Raw genomic sequence first — 26,313 nt, 5'->3', positions numbered from 1 at the left:
GCGCCGGGGTGGGGGGGGCGGCGGTGCCGTCGGCACTGCCTGAATCGTTGGCTTCATCGCCGCCACGTGCATCGTCGGCGCTGTCACCCCCGTCGCTTCGCGCCGCGACCTCCCCCATCGAGGGGGAGGCAAGGGCGCTATCGCTTTCGGCGACAGTAACGTCAGCAAGGACTTCCGCCACGAGCGGAACTTCTTCCGCGGCTTGTGCCGGAGCTTCTTCCGCGGCCGGCTCTGCTGTCGCTTCCGCGATGACCTCGGCCGGCGCTTCGACGGCGGCCTCGGCGGCAGCCGGCTCCGAACCCTCGACCGCCGCCTCCGCGGCCGCGTCCGTAGCGGCGGCTTCGGCTGCCTTGGCCTGCTCGGCGCGCGCGGCTTCTTCCGCCGCAAGTTTCGCGGCAGCGGCTTCCCGCGCGGCGGTGTCCTGCGCCTCGAGCCGTGCCTTGACCTCCGCCGCCGGCTTCGGCTCGGCGCGGTAGCCCAGGCCCTTGAGGATCTCTTCCATGTCGTCGGCGGTGGCGCCAAGGATCGACATCATCGGCGGCGTCACCATGAAGGAATGGCCGTCATAGGCGCCGTCCGGACGCTGGCCGAGGCCGGGCTTCCAGTTGGTCGCCGGGCGGATGAGGTCCGCCAGCCGCTCCAATATGTCGATGCGCACGGCGCGGCGGCCGAGATTGCGATAGCCGGCCAGCTTGTAGAAAGCCTTGTCGAAGGCCGGATCGATGACCACGGAGGTGCGGCCGGACGCCAGCGCGTGGACGACGTCGCCGAAACCAGGCTTGTCCTTGCCGTCGTTCTTCAGCGCCCACAGCAAGGTCACCAGCCCGGCGGGGGCCGGCTTGATCAGTGCCGGCACGAAGACATGGTAGGCGCCGAAGCGCACACCGAGCCGGCGAAGTGCCGCGCGGCCCTCCTGGTCGAGCGACTTCATCTCCTCGGCGATATCGCGGCGGTTGATGAGACCGAAATTCTCGACCAGCTGGAAAGCGATGCCGCGGCCGATGCCGGAAATCTGCTCGGCGTTCTTCAAGTCGACCAGCGGCTTCAGCAGCGTTTCGACCTGGAAGTTGACGAAGCGTTCGGCGCGCGCGGCGACCTTGTCGCGCGCCGGGCCGGTCAGCTGTTCGTCGGCCAGCAGCACGAGGCGCGGCTTCAGCGCGTCTTCGCCGGAAACGAGCGTGCCGATCGGCGCGCCGATCCAGCGCAGCGTGCCGTCCGAGCCAAGCGCCAGGTCGCCGTTGGCGCAGGCGCCGAAGCGTTCGGCGCGCGCCTCGAACTCGGCGGCCAGCGCCTTCTGCGCGGCCGTGCGCACGGCCTTGGCGTCTTCGCCGCCGGCGGTCTGGTCGGCGGTGAAGCGGAACCCTTGCAACTCGCCGACATGGTGGCCTTCGACAAGGACGGTTCCGGTAGGACTGATTTCGGCTTCAGGCATGGTATTTTCTCTAAGGCGCCGCATGAGGACGGAAGTCCTGCGGTCTACGAAGCGTTTCGTCAACCGCTCATGCAGCGCATCCGACAATCTGTCTTCGATTTCGCGCGTCTTTTCCTGCCAGTGTGCCTGATCGGCCAGCCAGCCGGGCCGGTTCGACACGAATGTCCAGGTGCGGATCTGGGCAATACGGTGCGACAGCGTGTCGATGTCGCCCTCGGTGGTGTCGGCACGGCGCACCTGCTCGGCCATGTAGTTCTCGTCGACATGGCCATGACGGGCAAGGTCCATGTAGATGGAGGCGATCAGGTCGGCGTGCTGGGCAGGCGCGATCTTCCTGTAGTCGGGCAGCGCGCAGGCTTCCCACAGCAGCGCGACGCGCTTGGCATCGGTGGCGAGCGCGCGGATGTCCTCGTCGCGGGAGAGATATTCGAGCGCCTGTGCGTCGACCGCCGGCAGGGCGCGCGTCAGGCCCTCGACCGGCGCGTTGGTCTCGATCGAGCGCTTGAGCGTATCGAGGCTGGCGAAGTCGAAATGCGCGGTGCGCCATTGCAGCACCTTCACCGGATCGAAGTCGTGGCCCTCGATCTTCTTGACCAGCTCTTCGTCGAGCGGGTCGACCTGGCCAGTGACGCCGAACGTGCCGTCGCGCAGATGCCTGCCGGCGCGGCCGGCGATCTGGCCAAGCTCGGCCGCCGTCAGATTGCGGTACTGGTAGCCGTCGAACTTGCGGTTCTGGGCGAAGGCGACATGGTCGAGATCGAGGTTGAGACCCATGCCGATGGCGTCGGTGGCGACGAGATAGTCGACATCGCCGGACTGGAACAGCGCCACCTGGGCGTTGCGGGTGCGCGGCGAGAGCGCGCCGAGCACGACGGCGGCACCGCCCTGCTGGCGGCGGATCAGCTCGGCGATGGCGTAGACCTCGTCGGCGGAAAAGGCGACGATCGCGGTACGGCGCGGCAGGCGGGTCAGTTTCTTCGAACCGGCATAGGCCAGATGCGACAGCCGCGGCCGCGTTACCACCGAGACGCCCTTCAGCAGGCGCTGCAGGATGCCGTGCATGGTGGCGGCACCCAGCAGCAGCGTCTCCTGGCGGCCGCGCAAATGCAGGATGCGGTCGGTGAAGATGTGGCCGCGCTCGAGGTCGCCGGCGAGCTGCACCTCGTCGATGGCGACGAAGGCGGCGTCCGTCTCGCGCGGCATGGCCTCGACGGTACAGACCGAATATTTCGCGCCTGGCGGCTGGATCTTCTCCTCGCCGGTGATCAGCGCGACCTTGTGGGCGCCGACCTTTTCGCAGACGCGTGTATAGACTTCGCGGGCCAGCAGCCTGAGCGGCAGGCCGATGACACCGGTTTCGTGCGCCACCATGCGCTCGATGGCGAGATGGGTCTTGCCGGTGTTGGTCGGCCCAAGCACGGCGGTCACGTCGCGGCCCGACAGGATCAGCGGCTCAGTGTGTTTCGGCTGGATGTTCATCGACCTGGAAATAAGGCTTTCTGGCCTCTGGTTGTCGGGAGCGTGCCTCAACTGGCGCGTATGACAGGCGACACATAGGGATTTCGGGCGCGAAGCGAAAGCGGAATGTTCCACCGGCGGCTCGAAGGCAACTCTGTCTGGCGCTAAATTGGCTGCGGCTTAACTGATGGAACGAGTCTGGAACGAATCGGCGACGAATCGGCGACTCTCTCAGATTCAGCTTTTGTTCACGGCTACATATGGATTTTGTGACCATGAGTCTCACCACATGCTGAATCATCGAACTGGCCCGTTTTATGCTGGGCGGGCCTTGCCCTTAACTTTTGCCGGCAAATGAACGAAGCATCTTGATGGCTATCGCTCAACATTATGAAATTGTTAATCTTTCTGAATTTGAGGTTAAGGAAACACAGCTGAATCCGGGGGATTAACGTTAACTTCGGCTCAAAGCCGGAACGAATCGGCGACAAATCAGAGCCGGCGGCATTTTCCCGTTTTGTTCCCTCAATATCTTGTGTTGTGAACAGCTTATCCACCGGGGATTCACAGGCTTGCCCACAGGGTTCGCACAGGCGGCGCTGCCGCCATTAACCTTTGCGTGCCGGATTGGGGCATTGCGCCGCAGCGGGGCGTCGCGCGGTCCAGGCATCCGTTGAAAACGGACCGGTTTCCGGTCCGTTCGTCGCGGGATGTGAGCCGCCGTCAGACGTCTCAGGCGAAGTACTGGCCGCCATTGGCCGTGATGGTCGAGCCGGTGATGAAACCGGCATCCTGCGAAGCGAGGAAGACGACGCAGCGCGCGATCTCTTCGGGCTCACCGAGGCGGCCGACAGGGATCTGCGGCAGGATGCGCTCGTTGAGCACCTTCTCGTCGATGGCCTTGACCATTTCGGTGGCGATGTAGCCGGGGCAGATGACGTTGACGGTGATGCCAGCGCGAGCACCCTCCTGAGCGAGCGCCTTCGAGAAGCCGATGTCGCCGGCCTTGGCGGCGGAATAATTGACCTGGCCGGCCTGGCCCTTCTGGCCGTTGATCGAGGAGATGGTGATGACGCGGCCGAACTTGCGCTCGCGCATGCCGTTCCACAGCGGATGCGTCATGTTGAAAACACCCGACAGATTGGTGTCGATGACTTCTTTCCACTGGTCGCGGGTGATCTTGTGGAACATGGCATCGCGGGTGATGCCGGCGTTGTTGACCAGCACCGAGACCGGGCCGAGGTCGGCCTCCACCTGTTTGATGCCGGCGGCGCAAGCGTCATAGTCGGCGACCGACCATTTGTAGACCGGAACGCCGGTCTCGGCCTTGAATTTCGCGGCCGCCTCGTCATTGCCGGCATAGTTCGCGGCAACCGAATAGCCGGCGGTCTTCAAAGCGATCGAGATCGCCGCGCCGATGCCGCGCGATCCGCCCGTGACGATTGCAACCTTGGTCATGCATTTCCCCTTTTTGAGATCGCCCTGTTTTCGGGCTTGGCAGGCACTGGATATTGACCGGGCGGCTCGCGCCGCCCGGTCATCGTTTTCTCAGAGCGCTTCAACGCACATGGCGACGCCCATGCCGCCGCCGATGCACAGCGTCGCGAGGCCCTTCTTGGCGCCGCGGCGGCGCATCTCGTAGACCAGCGTGTTGAAGACGCGGGCGCCCGAGGCGCCGATCGGATGGCCGATGGCGATGGCGCCGCCATTGACGTTGACGATCGAGGGATCCCAGCCCATGCCCTTGTTGACGGCGCAGGCCTGCGCGGCAAATGCCTCATTGGCCTCGACCAGGTCGAGATCGCCGACCGACCAGCCGGCCTTCTCCAAAGCCCTGCGCGAGGCGGGGATCGGGCCGGTGCCCATGATCGCCGGATCGACGCCGGCGGTTGCCCAGGACGCGATGCGCGCCAGCGGGGTGATGCCGCGCCTTGTGGCCTCCGCCTCGCTCATCAGCAGCGCGCCGGCCGCTCCGTCATTGAGGCCGGAGGCGTTGGCGGCGGTCACCGTGCCGTCCTTGTCGAAGGCCGGCTTCAGCTTGGTCATGGCGTCAAGCGTGGCGCCGTGGCGGATGTATTCGTCCTGGTCGACAATGGTGTCGCCCTTCTTGCCCTTGATGGTGAAGGCGACGATTTCGTCCTTGAATTTGCCGGCCTTCTGCGCGGCCTCGGCCTTGTTCTGCGAGGCCAGCGCGAACTGGTCCTGATCGTCCCGGGTGATCTGGAACTGGCGGGCGACGTTTTCGGCGGTGTTGCCCATGTGGTAGCCGTTGAAGGCGTCCCACAGTCCGTCCTTGATCATGGTGTCGATCATCTTGTAGTCGCCCATCTTGACGCCGGCGCGCAGGTGCTCGGCGTGCGGCGACAGCGACATCGATTCCTGTCCGCCGGCAACGATCACCTTGGCGTCGCCGGTGGTGATCTGCTGCATGCCGAGCGCGATGGCGCGCAGGCCCGAGCCGCAAACCTGGTTGAGGCCCCAGGCAGTGGTCTCCTTGGGCAGGCCGGCAATGATCGAGGCCTGGCGGGCTGGGTTCTGGCCCTGGGCCGCGGTCAGCACCTGGCCGAGGATGACCTCGTCGACCTCGGCTGCCTCGACACCCGCGCGCGCCAAAAGTTCCTTGATGACGACAGCACCGAGTTCATGCGCCGGCGTGGCCGCGAAAGCACCGTTGAAGGAGCCGACGGCCGTGCGCGCGGCACTGGCGACAACGATGGAATTGGCAGAGGACATTTTCTTCTCCAGACTTCGAGCTGTCGTGTTTTCAGGCATTGTGGCAACTTTTCTTGCCCTTTCCATGACTCAAGTCAAACCGGAAATCGGCATGGCGCCCATGCGCCGCAAACAGGTCGCGCGCCGCCATGCCGGCGGGCAGGCCGCTGCTGCGCAGCATATTTTGCCTGCTATGCAGCATTATATGATCCCGCACTGCACAAACTGCTTGGAATTATGAGGCTTTTGCGCATATCCTCAAAAAGGGCGCAATCGTTACCGGCTGCTTACTCAGGCGCGCCGGTGTCCGGGGAGGATGCAGATGGCCGCAAAAGACGACCCGATCATTATCAAGAAATACGCCAATCGCCGCCTCTATAATACGGGGACGAGCACCTATGTGACGCTCGAGGATCTGGCCGACATGGTCAAGAAGGGCGAGGAGTTCACCGTTCAGGACGCCAAGACCGGCGACGACATCACGCATCCGGTGCTGACCCAGATCATTTTCGAGCTGGAGAACAAGGATGGGCAGAACATGCTGCCGATCCCGTTCCTGCGCCAGCTGATCGCCTTCTACGGCGACCAGATGCAGATGATCGTGCCGAGCTTCCTTGAACAGTCGATGATCGCCTTCTCCAAGGAGCAGGAGCGCTTTCGCGAGCAGATGAAGGGGGCCATCGGCAAGTCGCCGCTCGATGTGATGAAGATGGCGACGCCGATCAAGGCGCTGGAAGAGCAGACCCGCCGCAATATGGAAATGTTCCAGAACGCGATGCGGCTGTTCACGCCTTTCCCACCCGCGGGCTCGGCGCCGGCCGCGGCTCCCGCCGAACCGGCCAGGAAGGACGCGCCGCCGGAGAAATCCGACGATCTGCAGCAGTTGAAGGACCAGATCGCGGCCATGCAGCGCAAGCTCGACACGATGTCGTGAGCCGGCCAGCCGGCAAGACCAAATCATGCTTGCAGAATACCTGGCTCCTTGCCCGAGGCGAAAGGAAGCTCTTCGTCCTGCCAGCCTGAAATGCCGCCGATCATGATCTTGACCGGCAGGCCGAGGCTGGCAAGTTTGAACGCCGCCCGGTCCGCGCCATTGCAATGCGGCCCGGCGCAGTAGACCACGAACAGCGTGCCTGCCGGCCATTCTGCCATACGCTCGGCCGATATCTCGCGGTGCGGCAGGTGCAGCGCGCCCGGGACATGGCGGCGCTCATAGGCATCGGGCGAACCGACCACGTGCAGAAGCACGAAGTCCGGCTCTCCGCCGCGCAGTGCCGCGGCAACGTCCGAACAGTCGGTCTCGACAGAAAGCCGGTGCAGGAAATGGTCGCGGGCAATCTCCGGCGAGGCCGCTGGAACGTCTGTCACATAGCTCATCAAGGATCTCCATCGCCGATGGAGCTGGCCTCCATCGTTTTCGGATGGAGCTTGTCCCCATCGCTGATGGAGTTGAGGTAGCGCACCGGGCCTGGCGATTGCAGCTGGCAGTTTTGCCATATATCGTCAAGATCATGCCAAATGTGCTTCCTGCCAACCTACTGGTCGTTGCCGTCGCCTATGACGGGCTGTGCACGTTCGAGTTCGGCGTGGCGGCCGAGATGTTTGCCTTGCCCAGACCGGAGATGGGTGCGGATTGGTACCGTTTTGCCGTTGCCGGCATCGATGCCGGCGAAATGCGTGCGATGGGCGGCGTGCGCATCGTCGCCGATGGCGGACCCGATCTGATCGGCGAGGCCGGCACCGTGATCGTGCCGGGATGGCGCGGTGTGGACTGTCCGGTGCCGCCATTGCTGATCGGGGCGCTTCGCAAGGCCAGCGAGCGGGGCGCACGCATCCTGTCCATCTGCTCGGGCGTCTTCGTCCTCGCCGCGGCCGGCCTGCTGTCGGGTAAGAAGGCCACCACGCATTGGCGCTACAGCGACAGGCTGAGGGAGATGTATCCCGACATCACCGTGGTTCCTGACGTCCTGTACATCGATGAGGGAAATGTGCTGACTTCGGCCGGCAGCGCCGCGGGTATCGACCTGTGCCTGCATCTGGTGCGGCGCGACTTCGGCACCAAGGCGGCCAATATGGTGGCGCGCCGCCTGGTCGTGCCGCCGCACCGTGACGGCGGCCAGGCGCAATATGTCGAAAGTTCCGTTCCCGAGCCGCACGAACACGGCCGGCTTGGACCGTTGATTGACAGAATGCGCGCGGATATTTCCGCCGACTATCCTGTCGCCACGCTGGCCGGTCTTGCCGGGATGAGCGAGCGGACATTTTTGCGCCGGTTCGCGGCCGCGACCGGTGTCACGCCGGCGCGCTGGCTGCTTTCGGAGCGGCTTTCGCGGGCGCGCACTTTGCTGGAAGACACGAGCATGCCGATCGAGCGGATTGCCGAGACCGCCGGCTTTGGCGCGGCGGCGACGCTGCGGCATCATTTCCGCCGGCAATTCGCCACGACGCCCGCTGCGTACCGGGCGCGGTTCGGGACCAATGCCAACTCCGCTTGACGGCTGACAAAGTTGAGCCCGGGTCGAAACCGCATCAGGCAAAACGCTGTCAGGGCAACAGCCCCTCATAGCGGCCGCGTGGCCTGATGATGCTGCCGCTGACGATCTGTTCGACCATGTGCGCGGCCCAGCCGACGCTGCGCCCGAGCGCGAACAAATGGAACGGCGCATCGCGCGGCAGGCCGAGGCTGCGCGTCATCACGGCCAGGGCAAAATCGATATTCGGCTGGCCGCCGGTCGCTGCGATGGCGGCGATCTCCAGCAACCGCAAGGTCTCATCGGTGTTGCCGATGGCTGCCAGGAGCGCCGTGGCCCGCGGATCGCCCTCGGGATAGAGTTGGTGGCCGAACCCCGGCAGCGGCCGGTCGTGGCCGAGCCAGCGCCGGACCGCGGCGTCGGCGCCGTGCCGCGCCGCATCTTCAGCAAGCTGCATCACCGCTTCGCCGGCACCGCCGTGGCGCGGTCCGGAGAGTGTTGCCAGGCCTGCCAGCAGGCAAGCGGCGGGCGAGGCGCCGGTGGAGGCCGCGACGCGAGCCGCGAAGGTCGATGCATTCAGCTCGTGATCGGCAAGCAGCACAAGAGCGCGCCGGATCGCATCGGCGCCACCCTCATCGACCGACCAGCCCCGTGCCAATCGCCGGTGCACCGGATCCGGCCCCGCTTCGGCACCGAGGGCGCCGGCCAGCACGCCGATTGCGCGCGCGGCGTCGGCACATAGCGAGGCGGCACTGCGTCCAAGCGAAGGCCGAGCCTGGCCGGCCAGCAAGGCAAGTTGCGCGAAGGCCGGAGCGCGGCCGGAGTGGCGTGGCGCATCCGGCAGCGGCGCTTCGAAGCGGAGCGGTTCAGGCAGGGCCCAAAGCACAGCGGCGGTTTCTTCCAGCGTGGCACGGTCGGACAGCAGGGCGGCGTCTCGGCCCCGATAGATGAGGTGACCGTGCCAGACGGTCGAAATCGCCGTTGCGATCGACGGCTCGCCCCAGGCAATCGCGCTTTCGGCGATGGCCGAAGGGCTGCGTCCGCGCGCCCGGCGTGTTGCCAGCGCCGCGATGTCGTCGGCGCGATACTGGCTGCGGCGTGGATCGGCGCGGTCGGGACGCATGCCGATGCGCCCGCGGCTGACATAGGCATAGAGCGTCTGTGGCCTTACCCGCAGCCGTTCCAACGCCTCTTCCCGCGACAGCCATTCCGACATTTTCGGCTCTGATATTGATTCTATTGATCAAGATTGATGCTTGGCTTGACCAGCCTTATCTGCGATCCGCAAAAGCTTCAAGGAGACAAGGTCATGGCGAATGGGCTCGATGATGTGGTTGCGGCCGAAACCGTGCTGTCCGACGTGGATGGTTTGGGCGGCCGACTGACGATCCGTGGTCATTCGCTTGCGGAACTGGCCGGACGATGGAACTTTCCACAGGTCGTCCGGCTGTTGCTCGACGGCTTCTTCGAGGATCTGCCTGGCGATACCGAACTGGCGGCGCAACTGGGCGAGGCGCGTGTCGAGGTGTTCGAGCGGACCCTGCCTTCGCTGTCGCTGCTGGCACCGCTCGAAATCTACAGCGCCATGCGCGCCGGCATGGCTCTGCTGCCAGACGGCGAAACATTGACGGACGCGCTGCGGCTGATCGCGGCGCCCGCCGTGCTGACGCCTGCCTTGCTGCGCCTGCAGCGCGGCGAGCAGCCAGTCGCGCCGGATGGCAAGGCCGATCACGCCGCCGACATGTTGCGCATGCTCCGGGGCTCCGCTCCGTCGCCGGCATTGGCAAAAGCGCTCGACACCTATCTGGTGACCGTCTGCGACCACGGCCTCAACGCTTCGACCTTCGCCACGCGCGTCGTTGCTTCGACATTGGCCGGCCTGACCTCGTCGGTGCTGGCCGGGCTCGGCGCGCTCAAGGGGCCGCTGCATGGCGGCGCGCCCGGCCCGGTGGTCGAGATGCTCGACGCGATCGAGGCGCATGGCGATGCGGCCGGCTGGCTGCGCAACGAGATCGCGCATGGCAGGCGGATCATGGGGTTCGGCCATCGCATCTACCGTGTGCGCGATCCACGCGCCGATGTGCTGAAAGCGGTCGTGCGGCAGCTTGGCGGCGAGGGCGAGACCGGCCGCCGGCTGGCTTTCGCCGAGGAGATCGAAAAGACGGCGCTCGAGGTGTTGCGGATCGCCAAGCCGCAGCGCTCGCTGCAGACCAATGTCGAGTTCTACACCGCGCTGGTGCTGGAAGCGGCGGGTTTCCCGCCACAGGCCTTCAGCAATGTCTTCGCCGCCGGTCGCGTTGCCGGCTGGATCGCGCATGCGCGCGAGCAGCAGACGTCCGGACGGCTGATCCGTCCGCAATCGCGCTATATCGGTCCAGTGCCCGATCTGGTCGCCTAGCTCCATCTGTTTTCGAAAGAGAAAGCCTCTCCGCATCGAAGCGGTGGGCTTTTCTCTTATGACCGAAATTTCATGTGATCACGCGACCGTGTTCGTGTTCTTGCCTTGGTCTGCCCATATATGCTGCACTGCAACATAGGCCGCCGATAGCTGCTTCCTTCGTGACGTGGGGGCAGGTTGGCGCATAAGGACGACAGGAACGCCATGACGAAGAACGGCAAGGCGGAGGAAGGCAAGAAAATCAACATCGCGCTTCAGGGTGGCGGCTCACATGGCGCATTCTCCTGGGGCGTGCTCGACCGATTGCTGGAGGACGGCAGGCTGGAGATATCGGCGGTTTCCGGCACCAGCGCCGGTGCCATGAACGCGGTGGCGCTGGCCGACGGATTTGTGCGTGGCGGGGTCGAGGGCGCGCGCAAGAAGCTCGACGATTTCTGGCGTGCGGTGGCGGCAAAGGGCCGGTTCAGCCCGGTGCAGCGCATGCCGTGGGACGTCGCCTGGGGCAATTGGTCGATCGAGAACACGCCGGGCTACGTGTTCTTCGACACCATGTCGCGGGTGTTCTCGCCTTATGTCGCCAATCCGCTCGGCCTCAATCCGCTGCGCGACGTGGTGGCGCGGGAGATCGACTTCAAAAATGTCCGCGCCTGCAATTCGATGGAGCTGTTCATCTCCGCCACGAATGTCGAGACCGGGCAGCTGCGGGTCTTTTCCGATGGCGAGATCGACCTCGACACGGTGATGGCCTCGGCCTGCCTGCCGCAATTGTTCCGCGCCGTCGAGATCAAGGGCGTGCCCTATTGGGATGGCGGCTATGGCGGCAACCCGGCGCTCTATCCGTTCTTCAAGACGGCGGCGACCGAGGATGTGCTGCTGGTGCAGATCAATCCGGTGGTGCGCGAAGGAACGCCCAGGAGCGCCAACGAGATCCAGAACCGCATCGACGAAATCACCTTCAATGCCGGGCTGCTGCGTGAATTCCGCTCGATCGCCTTCGTCAAGGAACTGATCGCCGCCGGCCGGCTGCCGCATGGCGAGTATCGCGACATCCGCATGCACCGCATCGATGCCGACGAGGCGTTCAAGGACCTGTCGGCGTCATCGAAGGTTAATGCCGAATGGGCCTTCCTGACTTATCTGCGCGATCTCGGCCGCACCGCCGCCAGCGACTGGCTGGAAGAAAACTACGATGCCGTCGGCAAGCGGCCGACACTCGATCTCTCCGGTGAACTCGATGACGGCTTCAAGCCGGTGCGCGGTCCCGCGCCCGGCCGGCGGGTCAAGGAATTCCTCGCGGTGCGCAAGAACCCGGAAGCGGAGCGCCGCCGGGCCTGACTGGAGCCCCGACAGGCTTCATCCGGCTTTCAGCGCAAGGTCGATCACCTTGACCAGGGCGGCGGCCGTCTGCCGCTGCCCCTCGGGATCGCTGATCCGCGCCTTCATGCCTTCCAGCCCGTCGAGCAGCATGTCGGTAAGCAGTTGCGTGGGCGGCGTCGGCGAGGTTGGCACACCGCCGGCGGCACCGGTGCTGGCCAATGCCATCTTCGCGCTTACCGGCAAGCGCGTCCGCACCCTGCCGCTGTCGACAAGGGTGGCCTTCGCATGAAGAAGCTTCTCATCATGCTGACGCCTGCTGCCATCGTGTTTTCGGCGGCGCCTTCCGCAACCGCGCAGGAGAGCCAGATATCATCGAGGCCGGCAGTCGGCGTGGCCAAGGGCCTGTCCGAATGGGGCGAGATCCATGCGGTGTTCTCACATCCGCGTTGCGCCGATTGTCATGTTGTGGACAACCGGCCGCGTTGGTCGGGTGCGCATTATGGCGCCACATTTGTGCACGCCTTCAACGTCCAGCGCGGAACCGACGGATCGGGCTTCGGCAACCCGGGCCTGCGCTGCACAACCTGTCATTTCTCCAGTAATTCCAAGGCATTGCACGGACCACCCGGCGCCGAGGGCTGGCATCTGGCGCCGACCGAGAAGGCTTGGTTCGGTAAGTCCTCGGCCGAAGTCTGTGCCCAGATCAAGGATCCGGCGCGCAATGGCGACCGCAAATTGGCCGATGTCGCGCTGCATGTCCGCGACAATAAACTTGTCGCCTGGGGCCGGGCGCCGGGCTCGGATCGTGAGCCGGCTCCGGGCTCGGCCGAAGCGACCTATCAAGCAATCGAAAACTGGATGGCGGCGGGTTCACCTTGCCCGATGCCGTAATGGTCTTGCAACTTTAAGGCTATATTGCAGTGCAACTTTGATGTAGAAGCGCGCTCGCCTATCACGGCAATTTGAACACGGTCAGGCGCGCACCCATATCGGCGACGCGCCCGCGTCATGAAGGCGCGGTGCTGGCTGAACTCGCAGTGGAAAAATGACGATGCCTAAAATCAGGTTTCACAAGCTTGCAGCCATTGTTGTGCTCATCGGTTTCGCGGCGTGGATGGCGACGGGCGAATTCTCATCGGTCGGCAGCGTAGCGGCCAACAAGGCCAAGGCGGCCGAAGTCGAGCAGGGCAAGGCGCCGGACGCTAGCAAGCCGAAAACCGCGGAAGCCGAACCGAAGGCGCCGCTGCGCACCGTTGCCGTCGTGACGCCGCCACGCAAGACCTATGCGCGCGCCATCCGCATTTCCGGCCTGACCGAGGCCGACAAGCGCGCGGTTCTGGCAACCCGCGTCGCCGGCGTCATCGACAAGCTGCCGGTCAAGCAAGGCGATCATGTCAGGACCGGCGACCTGGTGCTGATGCTGGCGGCGGAAGAAAAGATCTCGAGCGTCGACAATGCCAAGCAGTTGCTGACGCAGCGCAAGGCCGAGCTCGATGCCGCCGAACGACTCGCAAGGACCGGCAATCTGCCCAAGCTGCAGCTCGACACCGCCCGCTCCAACCTGACCCAGGCGCAATCCCAGCTGGATACGGCGCAGGCCGAGCTCGACCGCAACGAGGTCAAGGCACCGTTCGATGGCGTTATCGACCGGGTGCCGGTGGAGCTTGGCAGCTCGGTCATGCAGGGCGGCGAGGTGGCCACCATCCTCAAGCTCGATCCGGTGATCGCCCGCGGCGAAATCAGCGAGCGCGACCTCGGCTATCTCAAGATCGGCGACAAGGCCAGCGTCCGGCTGGTCAGCGGCCAGACCGTCGAAGGCACCGTGCGCTACATCAGCCGCGACGCGTCGTCGGCGACCCGCACCTTCCGCGTCGAGGTCGCCATCCCCAATGCCGACGGCTCGGTGCCGGCCGGCATGACGGCGGAAATCCAGCTCAGCGCGCTGCCGACCGACGCGGTCCTGCTGCCGCGCTCGGTGGTGACGCTCGGCGACAAGGGCGATCTGGGCATTCGCGCCGTCGGCAAGGACAACAAGGTTGCGTTCTTCCCGATCGACCTGGTCGACGACACACCGACCGGCCTCGTGCTCGGCGGCATCCCGGCCGATGCGCGCATCATCGTCGCCGGCCAGGAACTGGTGAAGGAAGGCGACGACGTCAAGCCGGTCGAGGCGGACCAGGCGACCATCAACAAGCTGATCGGCGAAGCCACCGCCGGGACGCAGTAGCGCAGCGACGCCGGCGCCGGGCCCTGCCCGGCGACGTCAGTCCGTTCGCCACTCCCGAAAGCAACAGGCATAAGTCATGGATATCGTCAGACTCGCAATCAACAATGCCCGCCTGACCATCTCGGTCCTGGTCTTCCTGCTGATTGCAGGCTGGGTCGCCTATCAGTCGACGCCGAAGGAAGCGGAACCCGACGTTCCGATTCCGATGATGTATGTCAGCCTGATCTATCAAGGCATCTCGCCGGAGGATTCCGAGCGCCTTCTGCTGCGGCCGATGGAAAGCAAGCTGAAAAGCCTGAAGGGCCTCAAGGAAATGCGCTCGGCCGCCTTCCAGGGCGGCGGCTATGTGCTGGTCGAGTTCCAGCCGCAGACCAATCTGGCGACGGCGTTGCAGGATACACGCTCCAAGGTGCAGGACGGCAAGGCCGATCTGCCGCAAGCCGCCGAGGAGCCTGTCGTCACCGAGGTCAACATTTCCGAATTTCCGGTGCTCGTCGTCACACTGTCGGGCGAATTGCCCGAACGCGTGCTGGCCGCCGCGGCGCGCGAACTGCGTGACCGCATCGAGGAAGTGCCCGGCGTTCTGGAAGGCTCGCTGCAGGGTTCCCGCGACGATCTCGTCGAGGTCGTCATCGATCCGATGAAACTGTCGTCCTACGGGCTGCAGCTCGACCAGCTGATCGGCGCCGTCGGCGCGTCCAACAGCCTGGTCGCCGCCGGCAATATCGAAGGCTCGCAAGGCAAATACGCCGTCAAGGTGCCGTCGCTGATCGAGACGCCGGAGGACGTGGCGGCGCTGCCGGTGGTCGCCGGCCCCAATGCCGTGGTGCAGGCCAAGGACATCGCGACGATCCGCTCGACCTTCGCCGATGCCACGACGATCACGCGCCTCAACGGCAAGCCGGCCATCGCCATCGAGGTCAAGAAGCGCATCGGCGCCAATCTGATCGACACGCTCACCAAGGTGAGGGCGGTGTCCGACGCCTTCGTCAAGACCATGCCCGAGGGGATGCACGTCACCTACACGCAGGACAAGTCGGTCTTCGTCAACCAGCTGCTGGGTGACCTGCAGAACCATGTGATGATCGCCGTCATCCTGGTGTTCATCGTCATCCTCTACGCCCTGTCCGGCCGTGCGTCGCTGCTCATCGGCCTCGCCATCCCATCGTCCTTCCTGATCGGCATCCTGCTCCTGGCGATGATGGGCTACACGATCAACATGATCGTGCTGTTCAGCCTTATCCTGGCGGTCGGCATGCTGGTCGACGACGCCATCATCGTCACCGAATTCGCCGAACGGCGGATGAGCGAGGGCATGCCGAAGCAGGAAGCCTTCGCGCTTGCCGCCAAGCGCATGGCCGGTCCGGTCATCGCGGCGACGATGACGCGCATCGCCGCCTTCTCGCCGCTGCTGTTCTGGCCGGGCATCATCGGCGACTTCATGAAGTACATGCCGATCACGCTGATCGTCACGCTGTCGGCCTCGATGCTGTATGCGCTGGTCTTCGCGCCGACGCTTGGCGCGATCTTCGCCAGGGCGCCGGAACATCACGCCGACGACAATCGCGACGGCTGGTACATGGCGGTCGTCAAGCAGGCGGTGCGCTTCCCCATCACAGTGCTGGTGCTTACAGTGGTCTTGCTGGCCGGCATCTTCGTTGGCTATTCGAAGTACGGCGCCGGCGTCGAGTTCTTCCCGAGCGTGGAGCCCGACTACGGCCTGCTTTATGTGCATGCCCGCGGCAATCTTTCGCTGGCCGAAATGGACACGGCGACCAAGATCGCCGAGAACCGGCTGCTCGGCTGGCCGGGCCTGAAGTCGGTCTATACCCGCGTCGGCAAGTCCGACGGCGGCGGCCAGGATGTGCCCGAGGATGTCGTCGGCGTCATCCAGTACGAATTCATCGACTGGCGCGAACGCAAATCGGCGAACCAGATCCTGAACGATTTGCGCGGCGTCATGGCCGGTATTCCCGGCGTCGACGTCGAGGTCCGCGTGCCGGAAGCCGGCCCGCCGACCGGCAAGCCGATCCAGATCAGGCTTTCGGCCATCGACCCCAAGGGATTGGACGAGAAGGCGCGTGCGGTTGCAGCGCGCATCGCCAAGGTGCCCGGCGTCATCGACGTTTCCGACGGCCTGCCGCCGCCCGGCGTCGACTGGGCACTCGAGGTCGACCGCGCCAAGGCTGCGCAGTATGGCATCAGCCCGACCTCGGTCGGGACGGTGGTGCAACTCGTCACCAACGGCCTGAAGCTGTCGGAATACCGGCCTGCCGGCGCCGACAAGGCGGTCGACATCCGGCTGCGCTTGCCGGAGGACCGGCGCACGCTGTCGACGCTCGACGAACTCAGGGTGCAGACCTCGCAGGGGTCGGTGCCGATTTCGAACTTCGTCGTCCGCAAGGCCAAGCCAAGCGTCGGCATCCTCAACCGCATCGACGGCGCCCGCACCGTTGTGGTGCAGGCCAACGTCGCCGCCGGCAAGCAGGTCGCCGCCGTGCAGCAGGAGGTCACCCAGGCCGTCGCCGACATGAATCTCGGCAGCGGCATTCGCTGGAAGCTGGCCGGCTCGAACGAGGACAGCGCCGAAGCCAGCGCCTTCCTCAGCAAGGCCTTCGGTGCGGCGATCTTCCTGATCTTCCTGGTGCTTTTGGCGCAGTTCAACAAGTTCACCAGCGTCTGGCTGGTGCTGTCCTGCGTGGTCATGGCGACGATCGGCGTGTTCCTGGGACTGCTGATAACAGGCGAGACGTTCGGCATCGTCATGTCGGGTATCGGCGTCATCGCGCTGGCCGGCGTGGTGGTGAACAACAACATCGTTTTGATCGACACCTACGACCGGCTGCGCGAAGAGGGCTGGGACAAGATGGATGCCGTGTTGCAGACCTGTCGCGAGCGTGCGCGACCGGTGGTGCTGACGGCGGTGTCGGCCATCCTCGGCGTGCTGCCGATCGCCTTCGGCCTTGGGCTGGAGATCTTCCATCACGAGACGACGATCAACGCGCCGTCGACGCAATGGTGGATTTCGCTGTCCTCGGCGATCGTCTTCGGCCTGTCCTTCGCGACGCTGCTGACACTGGTGGTGACGCCGTCGATGCTGATGGTGTTCACCCGCGCCAAGGTCAAGCCAGGTGCACGGCGCGGCTTGATCAGCCGGCTGTTCCGGCGGGGCAAGGGCGAGATCTCGTCGGACGCGCCGACGGTGGATGCCGGCGCGGAACCCGCGATCGCCTTTCCAAAAGCCGCCGAGTAGGCAGGCTTCCCAATCTGAACGGCAAAGGCCGCCCGGAACAACCGGGCGGCCTTTTGCATTGTTCCCCGGTGGGGGGATGCGAAGACATCGTCCTCGAGTGAACTCAATGCGGGGAATTTCTCATGCCGATCAGCACCCTTGTCATCGTCATCCTGATCCTTGTCCTGATCGGCGCAGTGCCGGCATGGCCGCATTCACGCTCCTGGGGTTACGGACCCTCTGGCATCGTCGGTGTGGTGCTGGTGGTGGTTCTGCTGCTGCTGCTGATGGGGCGGCTCTGAGCCGTCTTTGCCGCGATGAGGCTTTCGGTGTGAAGAGGACGGGCGGGTATGGCACCGGCTCAATTCAGGCAGCTTTCGTGGCCTTCACTGTGGCGATGCCGATGTCCTCGAGGGATTGGGCGACGGCCTGATCGAGCGGCGTGTGCGGGATTTCGCCGATGATGCCCTCCAGCCGCGTCGAGGCCAGACGGTGCGGCTCGAAGCGCAGATAGGACATCGAGACGATCTCGCGCCACATCGCCACGAACGGGCCGCCGGCGCGCAGCACCCACCAGGGCATCGACGTCATCTTGAGCGGTCGGCCAAGCGCCTTCTCCGCAGCGGCCTTGATCTCGACATCGGTGACGGCATGGCCTGGAAAGTTCAGCGCCTCATAGGAGCCGAGCTTGTCGAGATTCTTGGCCAGCGCGACGAAGCCCACGGCGAAGTCCGGCAGATACGCCCATTCATGCACGAGGTCGGCCGGACCGGGCGCAGTGTAGACGCCCTTGCTGATCTTGGCGGCGACGACCAGGTCGAACCAGGAACCGCTGCCGGTGCCGCCGAAGAAGTCGCCGGCGCGCAGCAGGATGGTGCGTACCCGGCCGGCCTCTGCCTCGCGGCGGAACAGCTCCTCCATGGCGCAGCGGATGCGACCCTTCTCGGTCGTCGGATGGAACGGCGTGTCTTCCGTGATCACCGCCGGCATAGGCGAGCCGTAATTGTAGACGGTGCCGGGGAACAAATGCAGCGCGTTGTTGGCATGGCAGGCGGCCATGACGTTTTCGGCCATCGGCAGGCATTTGCCCCAATCGGTGTAGGTCGGGTTGAGGCCGTTGAAGATGATATCGACGCCCTCGGTGGCACGCATCAGCGATTGACGGTCCAGCGCATCGCCGGCAACCGCCGTGGCGCCTTCGAGTTCGGCCGGCACCTTGCCGGTGCGGGTGACGGTGCGGACGTCGAAGCCGGCGTCGATGAAGGCCTTGGCAACCACGCGGCCGAGCCGGCCATTGGCGCCGAGAATTGCGATCTTGGTCATTGTTCGTTTCCTTATTTAGTTTGAAGCGACGGGGTTTGAGGCGGCGGGACGAGCCCGCCGCTTTCTGGATCTTCCGCGGACCGCCGTTCAGCGGCTGCCGAAGACGTCGCGGTTGCTGCCCTGCGGCTTCTGATCGGTGATCTCGGATTTCTCGATCGACGTGGTGGTCGTGGTGTCGGTGCTGACGACCGGCTGGCTGGCGTCGTTCGAGCCGAACTTGTCGCTGCCGGCGAAAGCCGTGCTGGCGGCGATGAGGAGGGCGGCGGCGGTGAGAGCGATCTTGGTCATTTGAATTCTCCTTGGTTGGTGGTTGCTGTCCGTATCGGTGTTTGCAGGGCGAATATGATTGCCTCATCGATGAATTGAAATTGACCATGAATGCAGTTCTGATATTCATTCTTGAATGGCCGACATCGACTGGAACCTGATCAAGAGCTTCGTCACGGTCGCGGAAACCGGCAGCCTGTCGGCCGCCGCGCGCATGCTGTCGGCCAGCCAGCCGACGCTTGGCCGCCACATCGGCGAGTTGGAACAGGCGCTCGGTGTGACGCTGTTCAGGCGTGGACGGAGCGGCTACGCGCTGACGGAAGCCGGCGCTACGCTGTTCGAACGCGGCAAGGCGGTCAGCGAGCAGGCGAGCGCGTTTTCACGCCTGGCGCTGGGTTCGGTCGAGGCAATCGAAGGCACGGTGCGCATTGCCGCCAGCGAAGTGGTGGCGGCCTATGTGCTGCCAGAGATGACCGCACGGCTCGGCATCGAGGAACCCGGCATCGAGGTCGAGATCGTTGCCTCGAACCAGGTCGAGAACCTGCTGCGCCGGGACGCCGACATCGCCATCCGCATGGTCAAGCCGGCGCAGAACGAACTGGTGGCGCGCAAGGTCTGCGACATCCCGCTCTGCGCCTGCGCGGCCATTTCCTATCTCGACCGGCGCGGCCGCCCGCTCGGGCCGGCCGACCTAACCGATCATCCCTTGATCGGCTTCGACCGCAGCGACGAGATGATCCGGGGCTTTACGCAATTCGGCCTCCCGGTCACCCGAAGCAGTTTCCGCTTCAGGGCCGACAACCAGATGGTCCTGTGGGAGGCGGTGCGGGCGGGAAACGGCATTGGCCTCGGCCAGGAGCCGCTGGCCGATCGCGACCCTCTGGTGGAGAAGGTGCTGCCCGGCCTGCCGCTGCCAAGCCTGCCGGTATGGCTGGCGATGCATCGCGACGTGCGCAGCAGTGTGCGCATCCGCCGCGTGGCGGACTTTCTCCACGAGGAGTTGAAGCGCTATTCGGCGGGCGCTGGGGCGAATTCGGCGCGGTGAGCGAGGCCCGCCATCAGCAGGACGACGATCAACAGCATCGACATGGCGATGAAGATCGGTCCGAAGCTGGAATGCTCGGCGACGAAGCCGATCGCCGACGGCGCCACCAGAATGCCGGAATAGCCCATGGTGGTGACGACGCTCATGCCGGTGCCCGATGACATGCCTTCCTGGTTGCCGCCCGCCGAAAAGATGATCGGCACCATGTTGGCGATGCCGAAGCCGCACAGCGCAAAGGCCGCGATGGCGAGCCAGGGCGAGGGCGACAGGCCGGCGACCAGCATGCCCGCGGCGGCGACGACCGCCGAGCCGCGCAGCGTCGTCACCGCGCCGAAGCGGTTGCGTACGCCATCACCGAAGAAGCGCATGATCGCCATGACGCCGGAAAAGGCGGCATAGGCAAGACCGGCGACGGCAAGGTCGGCGCCAAGTTCTTGTCGCAGATACAGCGCCGCCCAATCGAGCACCGCGCCCTCGGAGATCATCGTCAGCAGGGCCATCAGGCCGATCAGGTAGACCAGCGGGTTGGCCGGCAGCGTGAAGCTGTGATGCTCGGCCGCCTGTGGCCTGTCCTCGGCGACGAGATAGCCGACCGCCATCGCGATCACCGCGAAGGCAAGCACGGTCACGGCCGCGGCATGGGCGAGGTGGCCATAGTGCTGGATGGCAAAGCCGCCGAGGCCGCCGCCGGCGAAACCACCGAGGCTCCAGAAGCCGTGCGAGGAGGACATGATGGCGCGGGACATCTTTCGCTCCACCACCACCGCATTGGCGTTCATGGCGACGTCCATGCCGCCGATCGAGCCGCCGAAAATGAACATGGCGATGGCCGCCAGCGGCACGTTGGGCGCCAGAGCCACGACCAGCAGGCCGAGGCTGCCGCACAGGCCGAACCAGCGCAGCACGGTGCGCGAGCCATGTTTCGAGATCAGGTGGCCGCACCAGGTCATGGCGGTGACCGCGCCGGCGCCGAACAAAAGGATCAGCAGACCGAGGGTGAATTTCGAAATGTCGAGCCTGGTCAGGAACACCGGAATCTGCGGCGCCCAGCTGCCGGTCAGGAAGCCATTGGCAAGGAAAATGGCTGCCACGGCCCATCGGCCGCGAATGGCAGTCTGCATGGCGTTGAACACGTTCATCAGGCGAATCCGGTCAGAAAATGGCTTTGCGCGGCAAATTAGATCGATTCAATTTTCAGTCAAGCACCGGTTTGAGGAAGCGCTTGGGCCAAAGGCCGAAATGGAACCGACATCGTTCTTGGCGAACTTCCCTACGTGGGAGATTAGCGAAAACGCCTCTCCGTTCGTCATCCACGGGCGGAGCAAGGAGCGTAGCGAGCGCAGACCCCTGGAGCTGCTTCGCAGCCCTGCGCTGCTTCGGCACAGAACCAACTCCGGTGAGCGCGACCTTCATCCTGAGCCGCTGTGCTCTTGGCGACCGTCGCGGACCTCGCCCATCGCAGATACCACAGCCGGAGGCCGCTCGCCCTATAGGTTCTTCAGTGATCTTTCGGCCGCCTGGCCTCGAATTCAGCCTTCTTGGCGTCCGACGCTTCGATCTGGTTGAGAGCCTGCCATTCGGCATAGGGCATGCCGTAGACGATCTCGCGCGACTGATCCTTGGAGAGATCGACGCCCTCGGCATCGGCCGCCTCGCGATACCAGTTCGACAGGCAGTTGCGACAGAAGCCGGCGAGGTTCATCAGGTCGATGTTCTGGACGTCGCTGCGTTCCCTGAGGTGCTCGACCAGCCGGCGAAAGGCGGCGGCTTCGAAATCACGCTTCTGCTCGTCGCTGAGTACGGTCATCGGAACCTCCGTCATAGCGGCCCGGTGCGCGAGCCGAATATTTTTACCGCATGTATATCGGGACGGCGGTCTATCGCGTCAACGATCGGCGCCAGGCGCTCGGCCCAGGCAAGCGCGCCTTTCTGGTCCGCTATCAGGTCCTGGCGGATCTCGATCAGCGCGTGGGCATAGCCGTTGACGATGGCATGCCTGAACATGGTGTCGCCACGCAGCGCGCCGTCATAGGGCTCATTGTCGCCGACGATCAGGTTCTTGTCCTGCGCCAGCATATCGATCAGCGGCCGCGCCACCCGGTCGTCCAGATCCCATAAGATGCCGGCATGCCATGGCCGTTGCGTGCCCTGCATCACCGGCGTGAAGGAATGCACGGAGAAGATGAAGGGCGCCCGGCCGGAAGCCTGCGCGACCGAGGCGATCACCGCGCCGACGGCGTCGTGGTAGGGCCGGTAGAAGCGGTCGAGCCGCCTTTCGCGCTCTTCCGGCGCGATGGGATAGTTTCCCGGCACCACCGTGCCGTCATAGAGCTGGCGGATGAGCGTCGGATCGTCCTCGCCGCGGTTGGGATCGATCAGGAGCCGCGAAAAATTGGCGATGACCGCCGGCACGTCGAGCAGGCCGGCGAGCTCGCGCGTCACCGCTTCGACGCCAATGTCATAGGCGATGTGCCGATCGAACTCCGCCGCGGGCAGACCGAGGCTGCCATACTCGTCGGGCAGGTCGCGGCGGGCATGATCGGCCAGGAGCACGATGCCCCGCTTGCGGTCGCCCTCGACAATGTCGAAAGGCGCGAAAACTGTGGATCGGGTCATTGGCGGGAAATGGTCTGTTCGCTGGCTTCCGGGGAGGGTGCTATCGTCATTCCACGAAGACGACGCGTGCGCAATGCCGTTGTTTGGCCAAGGTTTATCGGGAAATCTGGCAAAGGGCGACGGATAGCGCGCCGGGAGCCTTCCTAAATCGATTGGAATTGATCAAAACGGCGCGTTGACATGCGCCCGGACTTTTCCGAAAAGGGGCGCAGAGAGATGCTGATGTGGTTCTTGAGGGGTTTTCGGATGGGTTCCGCCGGCAGGCAGCGCATGCGCTCTGCCTTTGCCATGCCGCTCCTGACCGTGGCCGTTGGCTTGCCGGCGATGGTTATGGCCTCGCCGGCGCGCGCCGATTTCCGCGTCTGCAACGCCACGCAGAACCTGGTCGGCGTCGGCATCGGCTATCGTGCCAAGGCCGGCTGGATCACCGAAGGCTGGTGGCACATCGAAGGATCGAGCTGCAAGACGTTGATCGAAGGGCCGCTGTCATCAAGGTTTTACTATCTTTATGCAGAAGACGCCGAGCGCGGTGGACGCTGGGACGGCCCGATCAACATGTGCGTGGCTGAAAAAGAGTTCAAGATTGCCGGCGTAAACGACTGCGTCGCCCGGGGCTTCCAGCGCGCCGGATTCCAGGAATATGACACGGGCGAACAGGCAAGCTGGATGGTCCAGCTGACCGATGAACCCGCAACGGGAGGCGCACCAGCCGCCCCGGGAACCAATAGTCAATGAGACGCAGCCGCAAGGTCAAGATCCTAGCCACAATCGGTCCGGCATCCTCCTCCGAGGAGATGCTGCAGAAACTGTTCGAAGCGGGCGCCGATGTGTTCCGCATCAATATGAGCCATACCGACCACGAACTGATGCGCACGCTGGTCGGCCGCATCCGCGCCGTCGAGGAAAAGGTCGGCCGGCCGATCGGCATCCTTGCCGACCTGCAAGGGCCCAAGCTGCGCGTCGGCAAGTTCGCCAATGGCAAGGAAGTGCTGACGCCAGGCCAGACCTTCACGCTCGACGACAATCCCGAGCCCGGCACCTCGACCAGGGTCTACCTGCCGCATCCGGAGATACTGAGTTCGGTCGAGCCCGGTCACCGTCTTTTGATCGACGACGGCAAGCTCGAGCTGAAAGCGGTGAAGAGTGACGGCAAGTCGATCGTCTGCACAGTCGTCGCCGGCACCACGATTTCCGACAAGAAGGGCGTCAGCCTGCCCGATACCGACCTGCCGGTCGGCGCGCTGACCGAGAAGGACCGCAAGGATCTCGACGCGGTGCTCGCCACGGGCGTCGACTGGATCGCGCTGTCCTTCGTGCAGCGGCCCGAGGATCTGGCCGAAGCGCGCAAGATCGCGCGCGGCCGGGCGCTGATCATGGCCAAGATCGAAAAGCCGCAGGCCGTCACCCGGCTGGCCGAGATCATCGAACTGTCCGACGCGCTGATGGTCGCCCGCGGCGATCTCGGCGTCGAGATGCCGCTGGAAGCCGTTCCCGGCATCCAGAAGCAGATCACGCGCGCCGCGCGCCGCGCCGGCAAGCCGGTGGTGGTCGCCACGCAGATGCTGGAATCGATGATCACCGCACCGGTGCCGACCCGCGCCGAAGTCTCCGACGTTTCGATCGCCGTGTTCGAGGGCGCCGACGCCATCATGCTGTCGGCGGAATCTGCGGCGGGTGCCTATCCCGTCGAAGCCGTGGCGATGATGAACCGCATCGCCACCAAGGTCGAAACCGACCCGACCTATGCCGGCATCATCAACGCCCAGCGCTCCGAGCCGGAAGCGACCGGCGCCGACGCCATCTCGCTGGCTGCCCGCGAGATCGCCGAGACGCTGAAACTGTCGGCGATAATCACCTACACGGCGTCCGGCACCACCGGGCTGCGCGCCGCGCGCGAACGGCCACAAGTGCCGATCATCGCGCTGTCGCCGATCCTCAACACCGCGCGGCGGCTGTCGCTTCTGTGGGGCACGCACTGCGTCGTCTCGCCCGATGCCACCGATCTCGACGACATGGTCAACCGCGCCTGCCGCATTGCGCTGGAAGAAGAGTTCGGCAAGCCGGGCGACCGCGTCATCATCACCGCCGGCGTGCCGCTGAGGACGCCCGGCTCGACCAACATGCTGCGCATCGCCTATGTCGGCTCGGAAGCGCGGGGCAGCCGCAGCAGCTGAATTCGTGACTGAAGCGTGTCGCGCGGTTTCGTGTGGCTCGCTGTAGCTGGGATACAGCAAAGGCGCGGGCAATGTCCCGCCTTCATCTAGCCTCTAGCCGTTGCAATCCCAAGCGCTCTTGCGGCAGCCTCCGCGTGGTCCATGCGCTGAAGAAACCGGCGCGCACGGAGAACTGCGTCATACAGATACTGATCCGGGCCCAGCATCTTTCGCCGGTTCAATTCCGTTGTGTCGAGCAGGTCGAAATCGACCTTCTCGATCGTGCAGTGCCAACCAGTACCGTGGGAGGACCAGCCCCTGCGATGGTGCTCCAGGAGGCGCTCGCGGCTGGAGTAGCCGTGGTAATCGAAAGCGATGATGCCGTTCGTCACATAAATATGGTTTCCCGAAAAGCCCTCGGCCGGGATGATCCGCTCCGCATGAAATCCTGCAAGCGGGGGATGCTCGAGGAAAGTGCCTGCAAGAATGTGGCATGCGCCGTAGCCGAAGAAGATGCGATCCGGCAGCGCCCATCGCTTTTCCGGGTTTTTCTTGATGCCGTGCTTGAGGATATACATCTCAGGTCGGCGCGAGTTCGGCCTGGGGCTCCTTGATGTCGGCGCACTTGCCCACACCATAGGCATCGCCGGCAATTCGCGCCTCGACCGTTCTGGCCATCGCTTCCAGATCGATATCCTTGCCGGCTACCTTCTCGATGGCGCCGACGACGAGGTCCGAGGCGATCCAGTCCGGTTTGTGGCCGAGATTGTGCACCCAGACGAGCTCCGCGCCCGGGATATCGCGCGCCAGGCCGACGGAGTGGATATGGGCATAGACGACCTTGTCGCGGTCGCCCGAAATGACCATCGCCGGCGCGCGTATCTCTTTGTAACGCGGCGCGGACCCAAGCGTATAGCGATAGAGACCGGCGACGTCGGCAGCGTTGGCGCGAAAGGCCGACGGCCGCAAGACCAGCGGGATCGCGGCCGTGCCGAGATAGTCGTCCGGCACCTTGTTGGGCGAGAATACGCAGGTCGTTGCATCGGCCATCTGAAACGTGCCGGCGGGATAGGTGAGTGTTTCGGAGAAGAGCCGGCCGATCACCGGCACGGTGGTCAGGTCGTAATACCAGGATGTCGCGCCGCCCGGCCAGGGATGGGTCGCGGGCGCCAGGAAGACGAGACCGAGCGTCCTGTCGGCATGCTCGCGGCCGAAAGCCGCCGTCACCACGCCGCCGAAGGAATGGCCGACGATGATTGCCTTCCTGATGCCGAGGCGGTCCATCAGGTCAGCGAGGGTATTGGCCTGCGCCGACGGATCCTCATTGTTGCCAGGCCCGCGTCCCGACCAGCCGTGACCCGGCCGGTCGAAGAACAGCATTTCGGCGCGTCCCTCGAGCAGCGGCCTGAGCGGCAGCATCTGATCCCCGAGATTGGCGCTGGCGCCATGGATGAAGACGATCGGCGGCAGCTCCGCATTGGCTGGGGCGGGAATGTGGACATAGTGGATGCGGGCGCCGCCTATATCAGCGAATTCGCCAATGGCCGGATCACGGCGTTCGATCAGCCACGAGCCGACGCGGGTAACGCCGAAAAGGACAAAGACGAGTGCAAAGAGGAAGGCGAACGCGGCGTAGATCAGGTTCATGCGGGGATATACGGG

Annotated in this window: 25 protein-coding genes; 12 read left to right on the top strand and 13 right to left on the bottom strand. The window is 64.8% G+C overall.

The genetic code is table 11. From position 1 onward, the window contains the following. The 3 genes from FJ546_RS30335 to FJ546_RS30325 all read right to left on the bottom strand — a co-directional run. A partial coding sequence (locus FJ546_RS30335; RefSeq protein ID WP_246687026.1) for a helicase-related protein occupies positions 1-2,911 on the bottom strand: 2,911 nt, incomplete at its 3' end. 711 nt (positions 2,912-3,622) lie between these two features. Then, positions 3,623-4,348 (bottom strand): acetoacetyl-CoA reductase, encoded by a 726-nt coding sequence (gene phbB / locus FJ546_RS30330; RefSeq protein WP_140892909.1) that lies wholly within the window; start codon positions 4,346-4,348, stop codon positions 3,623-3,625. Positions 4,349-4,438: 90 nt separating this feature from the next. Continuing rightward, entirely contained in the window at positions 4,439-5,623 is a 1,185-nt protein-coding gene (locus FJ546_RS30325) for an acetyl-CoA C-acetyltransferase (RefSeq protein WP_140892907.1), read from the bottom strand. Between FJ546_RS30325 and FJ546_RS30320 the strand changes: the two genes are divergently transcribed. Together FJ546_RS30320 and phaR are read left to right on the top strand one after the other, a co-directional pair. Further along, the gene (locus FJ546_RS30320; RefSeq protein WP_140892905.1) at positions 5,604-5,843 is read left to right on the top strand and encodes a hypothetical protein; all 240 of its coding nucleotides are present in this window, start codon (positions 5,604-5,606) and stop codon (positions 5,841-5,843) included. The genes FJ546_RS30325 and FJ546_RS30320 overlap by 20 nt on opposite strands. An 81-nt stretch (positions 5,844-5,924) precedes the next feature. Continuing rightward, complete coding sequence (phaR, locus tag FJ546_RS30315) at positions 5,925-6,536, top strand: polyhydroxyalkanoate synthesis repressor PhaR (RefSeq protein ID WP_095788022.1); 612 nt, start codon at positions 5,925-5,927, stop codon at positions 6,534-6,536. A gap of 23 nt (positions 6,537-6,559) precedes the next feature. Here phaR and FJ546_RS30310 read toward each other — a convergent pair whose 3' ends face one another. Then, positions 6,560-6,979, bottom strand: coding sequence for a rhodanese-like domain-containing protein (locus FJ546_RS30310; RefSeq protein ID WP_140892903.1), 420 nt, complete (start codon positions 6,977-6,979; stop codon positions 6,560-6,562). Between the two features lie 134 nt (positions 6,980-7,113). On the opposite strand from FJ546_RS30310, the gene ftrA reads away from it, so the two are divergent. Next, positions 7,114-8,097 (top strand): transcriptional regulator FtrA, encoded by a 984-nt coding sequence (gene ftrA / locus FJ546_RS30305; protein WP_140892902.1) that lies wholly within the window; start codon positions 7,114-7,116, stop codon positions 8,095-8,097. A 49-nt stretch (positions 8,098-8,146) separates the two neighbouring features. Here the strand turns inward: ftrA and FJ546_RS30300 are convergent, their stop codons facing one another. Continuing rightward, on the bottom strand, positions 8,147-9,289 hold the full coding sequence (locus FJ546_RS30300) for a citrate synthase (RefSeq protein WP_140892900.1): 1,143 nt from the start codon (positions 9,287-9,289) through the stop codon (positions 8,147-8,149). Positions 9,290-9,382: 93 nt separating this feature from the next. On the opposite strand from FJ546_RS30300, the gene FJ546_RS30295 reads away from it, so the two are divergent. Next, on the top strand, positions 9,383-10,471 hold the full coding sequence (locus FJ546_RS30295) for a citrate synthase/methylcitrate synthase (protein ID WP_140892899.1): 1,089 nt from the start codon (positions 9,383-9,385) through the stop codon (positions 10,469-10,471). Between the two features lie 204 nt (positions 10,472-10,675). Next, positions 10,676-11,806, top strand: coding sequence for a patatin-like phospholipase family protein (locus tag FJ546_RS30290; RefSeq protein WP_140892897.1), 1,131 nt, complete (start codon positions 10,676-10,678; stop codon positions 11,804-11,806). Between the two features lie 18 nt (positions 11,807-11,824). Here FJ546_RS30290 and FJ546_RS30285 read toward each other — a convergent pair whose 3' ends face one another. Next, a complete protein-coding gene (locus FJ546_RS30285; RefSeq protein ID WP_246687025.1) occupies positions 11,825-12,013 on the bottom strand; it encodes a hypothetical protein in 189 nt (62 codons plus the stop codon). 165 nt (positions 12,014-12,178) lie between these two features. Between FJ546_RS30285 and FJ546_RS30280 the strand changes: the two genes are divergently transcribed. From FJ546_RS30280 to FJ546_RS30265, 4 genes are all read left to right on the top strand, one after another. After that, positions 12,179-12,679: a hypothetical protein gene (locus tag FJ546_RS30280; protein ID WP_246687024.1), complete on the top strand. Its 501-nt coding sequence runs from the start codon at positions 12,179-12,181 to the stop codon at positions 12,677-12,679. Positions 12,680-12,839: 160 nt separating this feature from the next. Next, positions 12,840-14,015, top strand: coding sequence for an efflux RND transporter periplasmic adaptor subunit (locus tag FJ546_RS30275; RefSeq protein ID WP_140892894.1), 1,176 nt, complete (start codon positions 12,840-12,842; stop codon positions 14,013-14,015). Between the two features lie 76 nt (positions 14,016-14,091). Beyond that, complete coding sequence (locus FJ546_RS30270) at positions 14,092-17,268, top strand: efflux RND transporter permease subunit (RefSeq protein WP_140892892.1); 3,177 nt, start codon at positions 14,092-14,094, stop codon at positions 17,266-17,268. A gap of 122 nt (positions 17,269-17,390) precedes the next feature. Continuing rightward, positions 17,391-17,549 carry a DUF3309 family protein gene (locus tag FJ546_RS30265; protein ID WP_140892890.1) on the top strand — a complete coding sequence of 53 codons (159 nt, stop codon included), beginning with the start codon at positions 17,391-17,393 and terminating at the stop codon, positions 17,547-17,549. Between the two features lie 64 nt (positions 17,550-17,613). On the opposite strand, the gene FJ546_RS30260 is transcribed toward FJ546_RS30265, so the two are convergent. Together FJ546_RS30260 and FJ546_RS30255 are read right to left on the bottom strand one after the other, a co-directional pair. Beyond that, complete coding sequence (locus FJ546_RS30260; RefSeq protein ID WP_140892888.1) at positions 17,614-18,570, bottom strand: SDR family oxidoreductase; 957 nt, start codon at positions 18,568-18,570, stop codon at positions 17,614-17,616. Positions 18,571-18,657: 87 nt separating this feature from the next. Further along, entirely contained in the window at positions 18,658-18,858 is a 201-nt protein-coding gene (locus FJ546_RS30255) for a DUF680 domain-containing protein (RefSeq protein ID WP_140892886.1), read from the bottom strand. A gap of 115 nt (positions 18,859-18,973) precedes the next feature. Between FJ546_RS30255 and FJ546_RS30250 the strand changes: the two genes are divergently transcribed. Then, positions 18,974-19,882, top strand: coding sequence for a LysR family transcriptional regulator (locus FJ546_RS30250; RefSeq protein ID WP_140892884.1), 909 nt, complete (start codon positions 18,974-18,976; stop codon positions 19,880-19,882). On the opposite strand, the gene FJ546_RS30245 is transcribed toward FJ546_RS30250, so the two are convergent. From FJ546_RS30245 to FJ546_RS30235, 3 genes are all read right to left on the bottom strand, one after another. Beyond that, on the bottom strand, positions 19,846-21,021 hold the full coding sequence (locus tag FJ546_RS30245) for an MFS transporter (protein ID WP_140892882.1): 1,176 nt from the start codon (positions 21,019-21,021) through the stop codon (positions 19,846-19,848). The two genes, FJ546_RS30250 and FJ546_RS30245, sit on opposite strands and share 37 nt — an antisense overlap. 359 nt (positions 21,022-21,380) lie before the next feature. Further along, a complete protein-coding gene (locus FJ546_RS30240) occupies positions 21,381-21,689 on the bottom strand; it encodes a DUF1244 domain-containing protein (protein WP_140892880.1) in 309 nt (102 codons plus the stop codon). An 11-nt stretch (positions 21,690-21,700) separates the two neighbouring features. Continuing rightward, positions 21,701-22,498, bottom strand: coding sequence for an N-formylglutamate amidohydrolase (locus FJ546_RS30235; RefSeq protein ID WP_140892878.1), 798 nt, complete (start codon positions 22,496-22,498; stop codon positions 21,701-21,703). A 270-nt stretch (positions 22,499-22,768) separates the two neighbouring features. Here FJ546_RS30235 and FJ546_RS30230 point away from each other — a divergent pair, with 270 nt between their 5' ends. Beyond that, positions 22,769-23,233, top strand: a complete 465-nt coding sequence (locus FJ546_RS30230; protein ID WP_181168152.1) for a DUF1036 domain-containing protein — start codon at positions 22,769-22,771, stop codon at positions 23,231-23,233. Next, positions 23,230-24,672: a pyruvate kinase gene (gene pyk, locus FJ546_RS30225; protein WP_140892874.1), complete on the top strand. Its 1,443-nt coding sequence runs from the start codon at positions 23,230-23,232 to the stop codon at positions 24,670-24,672. Before FJ546_RS30230 ends, pyk begins: the two co-directional genes overlap by 4 nt. Positions 24,673-24,758: 86 nt before the next feature. Here the strand turns inward: pyk and FJ546_RS30220 are convergent, their stop codons facing one another. Both FJ546_RS30220 and FJ546_RS30215 read right to left on the bottom strand, forming a co-directional pair. Further along, positions 24,759-25,229, bottom strand: a complete 471-nt coding sequence (locus FJ546_RS30220; RefSeq protein ID WP_140892872.1) for a hypothetical protein — start codon at positions 25,227-25,229, stop codon at positions 24,759-24,761. A 1-nt stretch (position 25,230) separates the two neighbouring features. Further along, positions 25,231-26,298, bottom strand: coding sequence for an alpha/beta hydrolase (locus FJ546_RS30215; RefSeq protein WP_140892871.1), 1,068 nt, complete (start codon positions 26,296-26,298; stop codon positions 25,231-25,233). Positions 26,299-26,313 lie beyond the last annotated feature (15 nt).

This window comes from Mesorhizobium sp. B2-4-19, from assembly GCF_006441315.1.
Classification (GTDB): Bacteria; Pseudomonadota; Alphaproteobacteria; order Rhizobiales; family Rhizobiaceae; genus Mesorhizobium.
The sequence above is the reverse complement of the archived record's forward strand: the minus strand, read 5'-3'. Positions and strand labels throughout refer to the sequence as shown.